Here is a 14,432-nt window from a genome sequence, read left to right as displayed (position 1 = left end):
TCATGAATAAGCACACCGTTCACCAACTGATTCTCGACAAGCTGCGGATCGATCTCGATATCGCCGAGCGCGCCGCGCAAACCGCTTACGAAACGGCGACCCACGAAGAAAACATCGCCGAGAACAAGTACGACACCCTCGGGCTGGAGGCGTCCTACCTCGCGGCCGGACAAGCCAAGCGGGTCGAGGAAATTCGCCAGTCACTGGCCCTGTGCCAAAACCTCGCCTTGCGTGCGTATGACGATCAGCGGGGCATCGAAGTGGGCGCGCTGCTTGGGCTGGAGGACGAAAAGGGCCGCGAACAATGGCTGTTCCTCGCCCCCGATGCCGCCGGATTGAAGGTCGATCTCGTGGGGCAACTGATTACCGTCATCACCCCGCGTTCACCGCTGGGCAAAAGCCTGCTGGGCAAGTTCGAGGGCGATGAGGTGGAGATTCTGGTGGCGGGCACTCGGCAACAGTTCGCTGTCACCGAGGTGATCTGAGCGGCAGCAAGCGCTATCAGTGGACGGGCAGTTCGACGCCCTCGAACAACTCTTCGAGTTCCTGCTTGTTGTGGCACTGAATGGCCTTGGCCATGACTTCGCGGGTCAGGTGCGGCGCGAACTTCTCGATGAAGTCGCACATGAACCCCCGCAGGAAGGTACCGCGGCGGAAGCCGATCTTGGTCACGCTTGACTCGAACAACTCGCTCGCATCGAGCACCACCAGGTCGCTGTCAAGTTTGGTATCGACGGCCATTTTCGCCACGATGCCCACGCCCAGGCCCAGGCGCACATAAGTCTTGATCACGTCGGCGTCGGCGGCGGTGAACACCACTTTCGGCGTCAGGCCGCGATGGCTGAAGGCTTCGTCGAGTTTCGAACGACCGGTAAAACCGAACACATAGGTCACGATCGGGTATTCGGCCAGCGCTTCGAGGGTCAGCTTCGACAGTTTGGTCAGCGGATGGCCCTGGGGCACGACCACGCAGCGGTTCCAGCGGTAGCACGGCATCATCACCAGGTCGCCGAACAGTTCCAGCGCTTCGGTGGCGATGGCGAAATCGACGGTGCCGTCCGCGGCCATTTCGGCGATTTGCATCGGCGAACCCTGGTGCATGTGCAGGGCAACATCCGGGTATTGCTTGATGAAATTGCTGATCACCGGCGGCAACGCATAACGCGCCTGGGTGTGAGTGGTGGCAATCGACAGGGTGCCTTTCTTCTCGTTGGAGAATTCCTGGGCGATCTGCTTGATGCTTTCGACCTTGCGCAGAATCTCGCCAGCGGTGGTGATAATGCGTTCACCGGCCGGTGTGACACGCGTCAGGTGCTTGCCGCTGCGGGCAAAAACCTCGACGCCCAGTTCGTCTTCCAGCAGACGGATCTGTTTGCTGATGCCGGGTTGGGAGGTATAAAGACTTTGGGCTGTAGCCGAAACGTTGAGGTCGTGGTGCGCCACTTCCCAGATGTAGCGCAGTTGTTGAAGCTTCATATGAATCCCTCAAAGCAGGTAGACGCCACGGGCATCAGCGACGATATATAACTATATTAATGGCATGAAGAATAAATCTAGAACTTTTTTATCAGATTGCCACTATTCGTGTTCTAGCGATCCCCTTGACGACGACGTTGCATCAGCGGTACCAGATAGACCGGCACCGTGGCCAACTGCAGCACACGCGCTGCGGTGCGGCCCAAAGGCGTCTCCGCACCGGCTCCGTGGCTGTGACTACCTACGATCAACAAATCCACGGAGAGTTTCTGCGCCTGGTCCAGAATCACCTGCGACGGATCGCCTTGCAGCACCCGTACGGCCTGGATCCGCGCCAGGTCGTGCTCCCCTTCCTCCCCCAGTTCTTCTCGGAAACTGTCCAGTACCCGCTGCTCGATACTGGCGATGACGGTATTCAGGCCCTGGCTGTGAAACTCGTCCAGCGCCTGCTCGTCGAGATAACTTTGCAGCACCGATTCGGCAAACAGCCCCATGGGTTCAACCGCGTGCACGACGTACAAATCGGCATTGAAGGTGCGGGCCAGTTCCAGGGCATGCTGCATCACCACGGGCGCGTACAGGCCGAGATCAGTGGCATACAGCATTGAGCGAATCATGGGACCTCCTCGATGCCAACAGGGCGGAGATTTGATTCAGCTTAGCAGTGCCTTGGCGACTGCGACGCCTGGCGCAACGCATTGAACGGTAGGCTTAAACCTTTTGCTCGTTGCTTATGCCGTGGGGGACGTGACCGGTGGCGACGACTTCACGGGCCAATTCGCAATGACCGGCCTGATCGTCGAAAAACACGTCGGCCGCGAAAGCTTCGAGAAAGGCCGATTTGGTCAAGCCACCGAGGAACAGCGACTCGTCCAGACGGATGTCCCATTCGCGCAAGGTGCGAATCACCCGCTCATGGGCCGGTGCCGAGCGCGCCGTGACCAGCGCGGTCCGTATCGGGCAGGCGTCGTCCGGGAACTCACGCTGCAACAGGTTGAGGGCCGCCAGAAACCCTTTGAACGGCCCACCGCGCAATGGCTCGCGGGCCGCCTCGCGCTCACTGGCCTGGAACGCTTCCAGACCACCGGCCTGATACACGCGCTCCGACTCATCGGAAAACAGCACCGCGTCGCCGTCGAAGGCAATGCGCAGTTCGTCGCTGGCGGCGCGGCTGGCACCGCCCGACAGAATGGTGGCGGCCGCGAACCCGGCGTCCAGCGCATTGCGCACGTCTTCGGCATGGGTCGACAGAAAAAGGTCGCAGCCGAAGGCCTTGAGGTAGGGATATGGACTGCGCCCTCCGACAAACGCCGCACGGGAAATCGCCAGCCCATAATGGTCAATCGAATTGAACACACGCAACCCGGTGTCGGCGCTGTTGCGCGACACCAGGATCACCTCGACCCGAGCGCGGCCGAGGCTGGCGTTGAGGTTCAGGAGTTTCTGCACCAAGGGAAAGGCGTCGCCCGGCTCGAGGATTTCGTCTTCGTGTTCGATCTGGTACTGCCGGTACGCCTCGACGCCGCTCGCCAGGTACACCTTGTGGCTTTCGCTCAGGTCGAACAGCGCCCGCGAAGAAATCGCCAGCACCAGCTTGTCGTCAATTGCCTTTGGCATGCCCTTCCCCCTCAGGTCGATCGACTCAGGTGTGGCGTCGATCAATGAAACTCAAGCTTTGATACAAGGCCTCGATTCGCGGCATCTCACATCCCGCCGCTTTGGCTGCTGCCAGTGGCCGGGCGTAAATCGCTGCCAGTTCCAGCGGCCGTTTATGCAGGAAATCGTGGTACATGCTCGGCCAGTAGTCGGGCATTTTTTCGGTCACGTTGAACAAATGCTCGGCGTACCCCGCCGGCACGTCATGCCCGCAGGCGATTGCTCCCTGCACCACTTCGGCCATCAGCGCCTTGATCAGTTCACGGCTGTCGGCATCGCCCATCAACGGCGTGGTGCTCGCCTCGAGCAAAACCGAGAGACCGTTGTAAGGAATATTCCAGACCAGTTTCTGCCAACGTGCCTGATGCAGGTTCGCCATGGCCTGGGAATCGAGGCCGGCGCTGCGGAACAGGCTGACACCTTCCTCGACGATTGCCGTGCGTGCCGGCCCCTCGGCGAGACCGCTGTGGTAGCCCACATGCACCGCCCCCAGCGCCTGGTGGGTGATGACGCCCGGTGCTTCGCGATGGACGCAGATGTAGCACAGCCCGCCAAGTACATGCAGTGAATCGGGGAGCAACGCGCGCAGGCTGTCCTCGACGTCCAGGCCATTTTGCAACAGCAATACCTTGGCGTTCGGTGCGGCCGCCTGCAGGATGGCGGGTGCCAGGTCGGCGTTGCTGGTGGTTTTCGCGCCCACCAGCAGCCAGTCGCACTTGGGCATGTCTTCAGCGCTGGAATAAGCCTGCACCGGGTTCAATTTCAGCGCGCCGTGGGGCGCGCTGTCGACTTGCAAGCCGTGCTCGGCCACCGCGGCAAACTCGCTACGCAGCAGAAAATGCACATCAAAACCGGCACGCGCCAGCATGACCCCGTAGAAACCACCGATTGCGCCGGTCCCGATAATGCCGATCGTCGGCCTGGCAACTGTCCCCATCATGGCAACTCCTCTGCTGTTCGACTCAGCGCCTGGCGCACCGCCCGATTGAGTTCGGTATCGGTCAGGCGCGATTTCAATGCCCCAAAGAATTCGCCGTCGCGCACCACAAACAGCGCCGGCAAGTGAAAGACCTGATAACGCTCGACCACCCCGCCATTGTTGCCGGCATCGATCCAGCACAGTCGGTCGACGGCCAGCTTGAGGGTCGGTAGCAGCTCGCGGGCAAAACGGCAGCTGGAACAGCCGACACTGGTGAAAATAACCAGCGAAACCCCGTTCATCGCCAGCAGCCGCTGGTCGACGTCAAAATCGGTCAGTTCCAATTCGACCACTATACTGGGGGAAACAATGTCAGATGGCCGACACATGGAGTCTGTGTTCATGGGACGATTTATTCCTCACCCTGACGAAGTGCCTGTCGAACTAACGTTGCTGAAACCTGAGTGTATTTCGCGACGGCAATTGCACACTATCAGTCTCGGGGGCATGGCTTGCAATTATCACCGCGCGTGGCGCCATGGTACGGCGCTGGAGGTGCGCATGCCGACCGTGAACCCGGACATGCGCTACCTGGGCTATGTCGCCTGGTGCCTTCGGCGCAAGCGCGGTTATCTGGTGGGCATTGCCTTCGTCGACGAACAAACGCTGTTCAGTGCGCGAATGGGCGAACAGGTTTGCCAGATCGAACGCTACTGCCGCCTGCATGACCCCCATGACGATTTGCAGGACATCCAGGCCCGGGCCCTCGAATGGGTCCAGGAACATGCCGACGAGTTCTCCCACGAATCGGTGCGAAAGGCGTTTGCGCAACCGGTGCTGGAATAGGCGCATTGTTGATCGGTTTGCCCCTCAGGGCAGGGAAACTGACTGCGAAAGCCCACCAAACCGGCGTCTGCCCATTGTCGAGCCACGGTGTAACGCGCTAAGGTTCGGCTCCCCGACGCGCTTAATTTGCTGTGCTCCGCCGCGCGGGTTCGCTGGCGGCCGGCACCCGTGACCTGACGAGTAAACGATGGCTGATTTACCGATCAACGACCTAAACGTCGCCTCCAACGAGACCCTGATCACTCCCGATCAGCTCAAGCGCGATATTCCCCTGAGCGACGCCGCACTGCGCACCGTCACCAAGGGCCGCGAAGTCATTCGCAACATTCTGGATGGCACCGATCACCGGCTGTTCGTCGTCATCGGGCCTTGCTCGATCCACGACATCAAGGCTGCCCACGAGTACGCCGATCGCCTCAAGGCACTCGCCGCCGAAGTGTCCGATACCCTGTATCTGGTCATGCGCGTGTACTTCGAGAAGCCGCGCACCACCGTTGGCTGGAAAGGCCTGATCAACGATCCGTACCTGGACGACTCGTTCAAGATCCAGGACGGTTTGCACATCGGCCGCCAGTTGCTGCTGGACCTGGCCGAAAAAGGCCTGCCGACCGCCACCGAAGCGCTCGACCCGATCTCCCCGCAGTACCTGCAGGACCTGATCAGCTGGTCGGCCATCGGCGCGCGCACCACCGAATCCCAGACTCACCGTGAAATGGCCTCCGGCCTGTCCTCGGCCGTCGGCTTCAAGAACGGCACCGATGGCGGCCTGACCGTGGCGATCAACGCCCTGCAGTCGGTTTCCAGCCCGCACCGCTTCCTGGGCATCAACCAGGAAGGTGGCGTGTCGATCGTGACCACCAAGGGCAATGCCTACGGCCACGTGGTGCTGCGCGGTGGCAACGGCAAGCCGAACTACGATTCGGTCAGCGTTGCGCTCTGCGAGCAGGCCCTGAACAAGGCGAAAATCAAGCCGAACATCATGGTCGATTGCAGCCACGCCAACTCCAACAAGGACCCGGCCCTGCAACCGCTGGTGATGGAGAACGTCGCCAACCAGATCCTCGAAGGCAACCAGTCGATCATCGGCCTGATGGTCGAGAGTCATTTGAACTGGGGCGCCCAGGCCATCCCGAAAGACCTCGCCGACCTGCAATACGGCGTGTCGATCACCGATGCCTGCATCGACTGGACCGCGACAGAGAACACGCTGCGCAGCATGCACGCCAAGCTCAAGGACGTCCTGCCGAAACGCGATCGCAGCTGATCGCTTTTGCGGTACAAAAAAACGCCGGGCTAAACCCGGCGTTTTTTTATGCATTCGTTTTGTGGAACGTCACTGACTCAGCTTGGCTGCATGCCGCTGGTGGCGCTCCATGTAGCGCTCGACGTAGGAGCACGATGGAATGACCGTGTAGCCCATCTCTTCAGCGTACTCCAGCGCCTTCTCCGTCAAGGCTGCCGCAATACCGCGACCACGCAATGCGTTGGGCACGAAGGTACGATAAATATCCAGGGTCTGTTTCCCCAGATCCATATAGGTCAGATAGGCACGATGACCGTCCACATTGGTCTCGAACTGATGACCAGCCTGGTCATGGTGGATGGACAACGCCTCGCTCATCACTACTCCTCGCGGGTCTGGAATTCTGACCCCTACCTTACCGATGTTTTTCCGGCGAAGGAACATCTACGCCACCCCGTGCCTGAATGGACACCGAGAAGAGCTGCACCGATCTCGTGCTACCGAGCACGTACAAATAGTAGGCACCAATAGCAGAAATGCTCAAGGTGCGCTCGTCATCATGCGGGTAGGCGGGTGCTGCTCCGGGTCACGCAGGAATGGCTCGATCGCAGTCACTGCGGCTCGATAGCCTGAACATTGCCGGATGTTGAGACTTAAGACGAGCGCCCTTTGTTAAAGTCACCTGAACATCGAGAAAGATATTGAGAGGCACTGCGCAAAAGCCGAACAAAAGTGTAGACGAATCCATATAGGCGGACTTTAGGTAGACGGGGAAAAAGAGCGCTGGGGTGCAGGAACTTTTTTCGCTGGCTCGCTCAGCCACGGGCCTTGCAGCTGGATGATTTTTAAACAGCTCAGTTAAAAGTTGCTCGAAAAAGAATCAACGCCTACAATTTTTTATGCTTCTTGCTTCACGTCAGTTTTACTTACTACAAGTAATGGGTAGTATGTACGCCGGCTATTTCCTCAATCGGAGGAGATAGCTACTTAATAGAAAGTCCTTGAAGGGGAACACGATGAACAACGTTCTGAAATTCTCTGCTCTGGCTCTGGCCGCAGTTCTGGCTACCGGTTGCAGCAGCGCATCGAAAGAAACCGAAGCACGTCTGACCGCTACTGAAGACGCAGCTGCTCGCTCCCAGGCTCGTGCAGACGAAGCTTACCGTAAAGCTGATGAAGCTCTGGCTGCTGCTCAAAAAGCACAACAGACTGCTGACGAAGCTAACGAGCGTGCTCTGCGCATGCTGGACAAAGCTAGCCGCAAGTAATAGTCCTTCGGGATTGTTATCAAGCCGACCCATTTTTTGGGTCGGCTTTTTTATTGCCTGATGTTTCTCCAGGCAGTAAAAAACCCGTCGACGCAGTCGGCGCCGACGGGCTCTTTACAAGCCTTACTGCATTGGATCGATTGGCGTGCTCGTCACCATCGGTGCGGTGCCATTGCTCGGCACGGCAATTTCTACCGGCAGGCCGTCTTCGGCCGCAACAACATCGCGTACGACATCCCAGTTCATGCGCAGGTTGTTGGTGATGTCTTCACGCTTGAGCATCGCATTGATGACCGCGGTGTGCTTGTCGACCACCGACGGGTTGCCCTTGTCATCCAATGGCGTGTGCGCCTCCAGATAGACCTTGCCGCCGCTCATGCCGAACTTGTACGGATCGTTGATGATGCGCACCGACGTACCGACCGGCACCATGCCGGCCATTTCCAGCACGTTGTTGTTGAACATGCGGAAGCAACCGTGGCTGGTGCGCATGCCGATACCGAACTTCTTGTTCGAACCGTGAATCAGGTAGCCCGGCGTACCGAGAGAGAACTTGAACGGCCCCAGTGGGTTGTCCGGGCCAGCCGGCACGACGTTCGGCAGCGGATCACCGTCTGCTGCGTGCTCGGCCTTGATCGACGCCGGAGGCGTCCAGGTCGGGTTCGGCGTCTTGGCGGTGATGGTGGTGTGGGCAATCGGCGAACCCCAGCCCTCACGACCGATACCCAGCGGGAACGTGTACACCACGTTCTTGCCTTTCGGGTAGTAGTAGAGGCGGTATTCGGCCAGGTTGATCACGATGCCTTCACGTGGGCCCGGTGGCAGGATGAAGCGGGTCGGCAGGATGATTTCCGTGCCGGCGCCCGGCAACCAGGCATCGACGCCAGGGTTGGCCGCGACCATTTCCGTGTAGCCCAGATCGTAGGCGGTGCCAAGGTCGGCGAAGGTATCTTCGTACTTGGCCTTGATCACCTGCACCTGGCCGATGATGTCTTCACCGGGTGGTGGCAGGGGAAACTCCAATGCTGCAGCGGGGCCAGCCACAAAAAGGGCGGCAAGAGTCAGGCAGCGGGTGACGGCGGGAAAGCGCGGCAACATCCGGAAAATCCTTCGCAGGGTCAACTGAGGGTATAAGAACGCGATTGTACACCGCTGCCCGTTATTTCGGGGAGTTGGCCCGATTGCAGGCGATGCAAGGCAATCTTACGACTTTCCTTGAGCCCGTGGAGGAGCGGGTTTGCCAGCGAAGAGGTCGGCACTTCCAATATTGATATTGAGCAGCAGGCCAACTTTGCTGGCAAGCCAGCTCCCACAGTACTTACGCCACACTCAAATTATTCGAACGCCACAAAACCTGTAGGAGCTGGCTTGCCAGCGAAGAGGTCAGCACGCCCGGCATTGATGTGGGCTGACAGATCGCCTTCGCTGGCAAGCCAGCTCCTACAGGGATTGGAGGCATCCGCAAAAGCCAGGTCGGCCGACAGGCCGCCTTCGCGAGCAGGCTCGCTCCTACAGAAGAGCAAAGGCAAAACGGCGCACGCCTTCGCTTTTAACCACTCATCAGGCCGAGCGTTAGCTCGCCTGCCGCCCTTGATCTTGATCCACCCGCCCCCTCGGAAGGCTGAGCGCAGGTGTTCATCCGGGGATTGGCGCGCAGCGCCGTTCGACGCAGTCGAACACATTGCATGGAGGTCGAAGCGAAGCCGACCGGAGGGCAATGCCCTCGGATGAATACCGGAGCGAAGGAACGCCGAGCCCCAGCGAGGGGCCGGACGCTCGGGGCGAGACCTTTTGGTTACTTTTGGGGCGTTTGCCAAAAGTGACCCGCTGTAAGAGCGGAACCATAAGCCGTCGTTACCGCAAAAACGGATATGTACTCAATCAACCCAAAGCCAGGTCGGCTGTCAGGCCGCCTAGCACCAAAAAGCTCAAAGCTCAAACCGCAACTCGGGCCAGATCGGCGAAGTCCCCCGCTTCTGCGACTCCAGAATCGCCCGACACAACGAACACAGCCGCTGATCCTGGAACACCCGCCGATCAACACTCGACCAACGCGGCGAAGCCGGCAACAGGCTGCCGCACAAGGTCCGGTCCGCCGAGCAGCCCAACTCCAGCTGACGGGTCACCAGGTGCACCCGCACTTCCTGGCAGGCGAACAGATCCAGCTGTTCGTCAGGCTCGATCAGTTGATAGGCAAAGAGTGACCAGGCGGGACGCGGCATCGGGGGCTCCAAATCGGGGGCGCCACCTTAGCCGAAAGCCCGCGCCTAGAAAAGCGTCATAACAGCGGTTTTAGCGTAGGCCAGACATTTTCCAGCAACTTGTCCTGGGCCCCGGCCGCCGGGTGTATGCCGTCGGCCTGCATCAAGTCCGGATGGCCGCCCACGCCATCGAGGAAAAACGGCACCAGCGGGATCTTTTTCTCAACCGCCAGGTGGCTATACACATCTGCGAACGCCTTGGTGTAACGCGCCCCGTAATTAGGTGGCAATTGCATGCCGAGCAACAACACCTTGGCACCACTCGCGCGGGAGCTGTCGATCATCGCCGCAAGGTTTTGTTGCAATTGAGTGGGCAACAAACCCCGCAGGCCGTCATTGCCGCCCAACTCGAGAACCACCAGTTCAGGCTTATGCTCTGCAAGCAGCGCCGGCAGGCGTGCCTGGCCTCCCGCACTGGTGTCGCCGCTGATGGAGGCATTGATGACTTTATCGTCGAAACCTTCACGCTTGAGCCGCTGCTCAAGCAGCGATACCCATCCCACCCGGGTATCCAGCCCGAAACCGGCGCTGATACTATCGCCAACGATCAGGACTGTACCCGCCGCTGCGTTTTGGGCCATGCACATCAAGGCCAGGCCAGCACTCAAAAACCAGACACGCATCGGACTCTCCATGGGCGCAAGCATTCTCATCGCCAAAGACCTTAGCAAAGTGGTCCCCAGCGCGGAAGGTGAACTGACCATCCTGCACGAACTCAGCCTTGAACTGAACAAGGGCGACAGCCTGGCCATCGTCGGTGCGTCCGGTTCAGGCAAGTCCACGCTGCTGGGGCTGCTCGCCGGCCTCGATTTGCCGAGCAGCGGCGAAGTCACCCTCGCCGGACAAGCCCTGAGCAACCTCGATGAAGACCAGCGCGCACGCATCCGCGCCGAGCACGTGGGTTTTGTGTTCCAGTCGTTTCAGTTGCTCGACAGCCTCAACGCGCTGGAAAACGTCATGCTGCCGCTGGAACTCGATGGCCGCAAAGACGCCCGCGAACGCGCCACCGAACTCCTGCAACGCGTAGGTCTCGGCCAACGCCTGACCCACTCGCCGCGCCAGCTCTCCGGCGGCGAACAACAACGGGTGGCGATTGCCCGAGCGTTTGCCGCCGAACCCGATGTGTTGTTTGCCGACGAACCCACCGGCAACCTCGACAGTCACACCGGCGAGCGCATCAGCGATTTGCTGTTCGAACTCAACCAGGAACGCGGTACGACCCTGGTGTTGGTGACTCACGATGAACGCCTGGCCCATCGCTGCCGGCGCCTGATCCGACTTGAAGCCGGCCTGCTGGTCGCCCCTCTGGAGCCTTGATGGCACGCTTGCCGCTGTTGCGCCTGTTCAGCCTCGCCATCCGCCAATTGCTGCGCGACGCCCGCGCGGGCGAGCTGCGCGTGCTGTTTTTTGCCTTGCTGGTGGCCGTGGCCGCGAGCACCGCCATCGGCTATTTCGGCGCCCGCCTCAACGGCGCCATGATGCTGCGCGCCACCGAATTCCTCGGTGCCGACCTGCTGCTCGAAGGCAGTTCCCCGGCACGTCCCGAGCAGATTAAAAGCGGTACCGACCTGGGGTTGGAACACGCACAGGTGGTGGAGTTTTCCAGCGTCATCGCCACCGATAACGGCATCCAGCTGTCCAGCATCAAGGCCGCCGATCACGCCTATCCGCTGCGTGGGGAGCTGAAAAGCGCCCCCGCGCCCTTCGCCGTGGAGGCGCCCGGTGGAGGACCAAAACCCGGTGAAGCCTGGGTCGAGGCCCGGCTGTTGACGGCACTGGACCTGAAGATCGGCGACAGCATCGATGTCGGCCTGAAAACCCTGAAACTGGCGCGGGTGCTGACCTACGAGCCCGACCGCGCCGGCAACTTCTACAGCCTGACGCCGCGGGTGCTGATCAACCTCGGCGACCTCACGGCGACCGGCGTGGTGCAACCCGGCAGCCGGGTCAGCTATCGCGAACTCTGGCGCGGCAATGCCCAGGCACTGGAGACTTATCGGCAACAGGTCACACCGACACTCGCTGCCAACCAGCGCTTGCAGGACGCCCGTGACGGCAATCGACAGATCGGTGGCGCCCTCGGCAAGGCCGAACGCTACCTGAACATGGCCAGCCTGGTGGCAGTGTTGCTGTCTGGTGTGGCGGTGGCATTGTCGGCGACTCGCTTCGCCACCCGCCGCTTCGATGCCAGTGCCTTGCTACGCTGCCTCGGCCTGTCGCGCCGGGAAACCCTGGTGTTGTTCAGCCTGCAACTGGCCGTGCTCGGTTTGTTGGCCAGCCTCAGCGGCGCCCTCCTCGGCTGGATTGCCCAACTGGGATTGTTCGCCCTGCTGCATGACCTGCTGCCGACCGACGTACCTGCGGGCGGGCTGCTTCCGGCCGTCGCCGGGATGGGCACCGGGCTGGTGGCGCTGGCCGGTTTCGCCTTGCCGCCACTGGCGGCGCTGGGCCGGGTACCTCCGTTGCGAGTCCTGCGCCGGGACATGCTGCCGATTCCGTCCAGCACCTGGTTGGTCTACGGCGCAGCGCTGGGCGCCCTCGGCCTGATCATGTGGCGCCTGAGCCTGGATCTGGTGCTGACGTTTGCCCTGCTCGGCGGCGGCGTGATCGCAGCGTTGGTGCTGGGCGGCTTGTTGTTGCTGCTGTTGAAAAGCCTGCGGCGCATGCTCGCCCGGGCCTCCCTGCCCTGGCGCCTGGGACTGGGGCAATTGCTGCGTCATCCATTGGCGGCTGCGGGCCAGTCCCTGGCGTTCGGTTTGATCCTGTTGTCGATGGCACTGATTGCCTTGCTGCGTGGCGAGCTGCTGGATACGTGGCAAAACCAGCTACCGAAAAACGCCCCCAACTACTTCGCACTGAACATCCTGCCCGCGGACAAACAGGCCTTCACCGATCGCCTGATCGCCGTGTCAGCGCAATCGGCGCCACTTTACCCGGTGGTACCGGGACGCTTGATCAGCATCAACGGCGAACCGGTGCAACAGATCGTCACCAAGGAATCGGCCGGCGACCGGGCAATCCAGCGCGACCTGAGCCTGACCTGGGCCGCAGACCTGCCGGCGGGCAACAAGCTCACGGCCGGCAATTGGTGGAACGAACAGACGCCGGATGACATTCCCGGCGTGTCGGTCGAAGGCAAGGTCGCTGAAAGCCTGAAGCTCAAGCTCGGCGATCACCTGGTGTTCAGCGTGGGTGGGGACAACCGCGAGGCGAAGGTCACCAGCCTGCGGGAGATCAACTGGGACAACTTCCAGCCCAACTTCTTCATGATCTTCCAGCCCGGTACGCTGAAGGACCTGCCGGCGACCTACCTGACCAGCTTCTATCTGGCCCCGGGTCACGATCAGCAGATTGTCGACCTGTCCCGCGCCTTTCCGGCGGTGACCATCCTGCAGGTCGAAGCCTTGCTGGAGCAACTGCGCAGCATCCTCGCCCAAGTCACCCTGGCGGTGGAGTATGTGTTGTTGTTTGTGTTGGCGGCGGGGATGGCGGTGCTATTTTCCGGCCTGCAAGCGACACTGGATGAACGCATTCGCCAGGGTGCATTGCTCCGGGCACTCGGCGCGGAACGGCAGTTGCTGGTCAAGGCTCGACGCATCGAGTTCGGCTTGCTCGGTGCGGTCAGTGGTTTGTTGGCGGCCCTGGGCTCGGAGCTGGTGAGCCTGGTGCTCTATCGCTACGCGTTCGACCTGCCTTGGCATCCACACCCGTGGTTGTTGCTGTTGCCGTTGATTGGCGCCGTGCTGATCGGCGGTGCCGGCGTGTTCGGCACGCGCCGGGCCTTGAACGCCAGCCCACTGACAGTCCTGCGCGAGGGTTGATAGACTCAAGCCATCCCAACCACAAGAAGCTGTCATGAGCCGTTACCGCCCTCCCCGCACCGCCGGCACCGCGCTGATCACCCCTGAAGGGGAAGCACGGATGCGCGCCGAGTTTCATGAGCTGTGGCATGTGCGTCGCCCCCAGGTCACCCAGTCGGTGAGTGAAGCCGCGGCCCAGGGTGACCGTTCGGAGAACGCCGAATACACCTATGGCAAAAAGATGCTGCGCGAGATCGACAGCCGCGTGCGCTTTCTCACCAAGCGCCTGGAAGCGCTCAAGGTGGTCAGCGAAAAACCCAGCGATCCGAACAAGGTCTATTTTGGCGCCTGGGTCACCATCGAGGACGAGGACGGCAAAGAGTCACGCTACCGCATTGTCGGGCCGGACGAACTGGACCTCAAACTGGGTCTGATCAGTATCGATTCGCCGTTGGCCCGCGCACTGATCGGCAAGGCACTGGACGCCGAAGTTCGAGTCCAGACGCCGACCGGTGAGCAATGTGTGTATATCGTGGCGATCGAATACCCGTAGGTTTCAACGACGAGCGATCAACCCTTGCCGGGCAACGCGAGTCAGTTGCCGGATCACTTCGGGTGCGTCTTCGAGGCTGGGGGACTGGATTACTGCCAGGTCGAAACTGTCGTCGGCAAAACGGGCGAGCGACTCACCGTCTTCGACAAACTGGATCAGGAAAGCTGCGGGGCCGCCGGTACGCCGTGGCCAGCCATCGAGATACCGCAAGAGCGTCGGCTGATGGTTACCGCCAAGCAGGATTTTTGGATTGCGCTGGGTGAGATGTGCCGTGATCGGCGCGGGACGTACAACGGGGTTTAGTGCATTCATTGTGTCGTGTCTCTGCCTCAAAAGTCTGCATGGCAGGTGAGAGGCAACACCGAACCAGCGCTTTAGCGGTATTTCGAAGCCTGTTTCGGCTTCTGACG

Annotated in this window: 17 protein-coding genes; 7 read left to right on the top strand and 10 right to left on the bottom strand. The window is 60.7% G+C overall.

The window, feature by feature from the left end; translation table 11 throughout:
* The first annotated feature begins 2 nt into the window (after positions 1-2).
* Positions 3-485 carry a GreA/GreB family elongation factor gene (locus J1D76_RS22125; RefSeq protein ID WP_421140470.1) on the top strand — a complete coding sequence of 161 codons (483 nt, stop codon included), beginning with the start codon at positions 3-5 and terminating at the stop codon, positions 483-485.
* Between the two features lie 16 nt (positions 486-501).
* Here J1D76_RS22125 and cysB read toward each other — a convergent pair whose 3' ends face one another.
* The 5 genes from cysB to J1D76_RS22100 form a co-directional block, all read right to left on the bottom strand.
* Complete coding sequence (cysB, locus tag J1D76_RS22120; RefSeq protein ID WP_015094029.1) at positions 502-1,476, bottom strand: HTH-type transcriptional regulator CysB; 975 nt, start codon at positions 1,474-1,476, stop codon at positions 502-504.
* A gap of 113 nt (positions 1,477-1,589) precedes the next feature.
* On the bottom strand, positions 1,590-2,093 hold the full coding sequence (locus tag J1D76_RS22115) for a universal stress protein (protein ID WP_421140469.1): 504 nt from the start codon (positions 2,091-2,093) through the stop codon (positions 1,590-1,592).
* A gap of 94 nt (positions 2,094-2,187) precedes the next feature.
* Entirely contained in the window at positions 2,188-3,093 is a 906-nt protein-coding gene (locus J1D76_RS22110) for a 5'-nucleotidase (RefSeq protein ID WP_421140468.1), read from the bottom strand.
* 25 nt (positions 3,094-3,118) lie between these two features.
* On the bottom strand, positions 3,119-4,072 hold the full coding sequence (locus tag J1D76_RS22105; protein ID WP_421140467.1) for a putative 2-dehydropantoate 2-reductase: 954 nt from the start codon (positions 4,070-4,072) through the stop codon (positions 3,119-3,121).
* On the bottom strand, positions 4,069-4,455 hold the full coding sequence (locus J1D76_RS22100) for a thioredoxin family protein (protein ID WP_421140466.1): 387 nt from the start codon (positions 4,453-4,455) through the stop codon (positions 4,069-4,071). Before J1D76_RS22100 ends, J1D76_RS22105 begins: the two co-directional genes overlap by 4 nt.
* Here J1D76_RS22100 and J1D76_RS22095 point away from each other — a divergent pair.
* Entirely contained in the window at positions 4,454-4,897 is a 444-nt protein-coding gene (locus J1D76_RS22095) for a PilZ domain-containing protein (protein WP_421140465.1), read from the top strand. The genes J1D76_RS22100 and J1D76_RS22095 overlap by 2 nt on opposite strands.
* Before the next feature lie 187 nt (positions 4,898-5,084).
* Complete coding sequence (locus tag J1D76_RS22090) at positions 5,085-6,161, top strand: 3-deoxy-7-phosphoheptulonate synthase (RefSeq protein WP_150717545.1); 1,077 nt, start codon at positions 5,085-5,087, stop codon at positions 6,159-6,161.
* 69 nt (positions 6,162-6,230) lie between these two features.
* On the opposite strand, the gene J1D76_RS22085 is transcribed toward J1D76_RS22090, so the two are convergent.
* Positions 6,231-6,518 (bottom strand): GNAT family N-acetyltransferase, encoded by a 288-nt coding sequence (locus J1D76_RS22085; protein WP_008057026.1) that lies wholly within the window; start codon positions 6,516-6,518, stop codon positions 6,231-6,233.
* A 638-nt stretch (positions 6,519-7,156) separates the two neighbouring features.
* Here J1D76_RS22085 and oprI point away from each other — a divergent pair.
* Positions 7,157-7,408, top strand: a complete 252-nt coding sequence (oprI, locus tag J1D76_RS22080) for an outer membrane lipoprotei OprI (protein ID WP_003199355.1) — start codon at positions 7,157-7,159, stop codon at positions 7,406-7,408.
* A gap of 123 nt (positions 7,409-7,531) precedes the next feature.
* Here the strand turns inward: oprI and J1D76_RS22075 are convergent, their stop codons facing one another.
* The 3 genes from J1D76_RS22075 to J1D76_RS22065 form a co-directional block, all read right to left on the bottom strand.
* The gene (locus tag J1D76_RS22075) at positions 7,532-8,506 is read right to left on the bottom strand and encodes a L,D-transpeptidase family protein (RefSeq protein WP_421140464.1); all 975 of its coding nucleotides are present in this window, start codon (positions 8,504-8,506) and stop codon (positions 7,532-7,534) included.
* Between the two features lie 830 nt (positions 8,507-9,336).
* Positions 9,337-9,630 (bottom strand): hypothetical protein, encoded by a 294-nt coding sequence (locus J1D76_RS22070; protein ID WP_421140463.1) that lies wholly within the window; start codon positions 9,628-9,630, stop codon positions 9,337-9,339.
* Between the two features lie 56 nt (positions 9,631-9,686).
* Entirely contained in the window at positions 9,687-10,292 is a 606-nt protein-coding gene (locus J1D76_RS22065) for an arylesterase (RefSeq protein ID WP_421140462.1), read from the bottom strand.
* A 10-nt stretch (positions 10,293-10,302) separates the two neighbouring features.
* Here J1D76_RS22065 and J1D76_RS22060 point away from each other — a divergent pair, with 10 nt between their 5' ends.
* The 3 genes from J1D76_RS22060 to greB are packed head-to-tail and all read left to right on the top strand — an operon-like array spanning position 10,303 to position 14,022.
* Positions 10,303-10,986, top strand: coding sequence for an ABC transporter ATP-binding protein (locus tag J1D76_RS22060; protein ID WP_421140461.1), 684 nt, complete (start codon positions 10,303-10,305; stop codon positions 10,984-10,986).
* Positions 10,986-13,490 (top strand): ABC transporter permease, encoded by a 2,505-nt coding sequence (locus J1D76_RS22055; RefSeq protein ID WP_421140460.1) that lies wholly within the window; start codon positions 10,986-10,988, stop codon positions 13,488-13,490. Before J1D76_RS22060 ends, J1D76_RS22055 begins: the two co-directional genes overlap by 1 nt.
* Positions 13,491-13,524: 34 nt before the next feature.
* A complete protein-coding gene (gene greB, locus J1D76_RS22050) occupies positions 13,525-14,022 on the top strand; it encodes a transcription elongation factor GreB (protein WP_017339816.1) in 498 nt (165 codons plus the stop codon).
* Positions 14,023-14,025: 3 nt separating this feature from the next.
* On the opposite strand, the gene J1D76_RS22045 is transcribed toward greB, so the two are convergent.
* Complete coding sequence (locus tag J1D76_RS22045; RefSeq protein ID WP_421140459.1) at positions 14,026-14,334, bottom strand: class I SAM-dependent methyltransferase; 309 nt, start codon at positions 14,332-14,334, stop codon at positions 14,026-14,028.
* Positions 14,335-14,432 lie beyond the last annotated feature (98 nt).

Origin of the sequence: Pseudomonas sp. NFX15 (genome assembly GCF_049132105.1) — a bacterium.
GTDB lineage: Bacteria > Pseudomonadota > Gammaproteobacteria > Pseudomonadales > Pseudomonadaceae > Aquipseudomonas.
The sequence above is the reverse complement of the archived record's forward strand: the minus strand, read 5'-3'. Positions and strand labels throughout refer to the sequence as shown.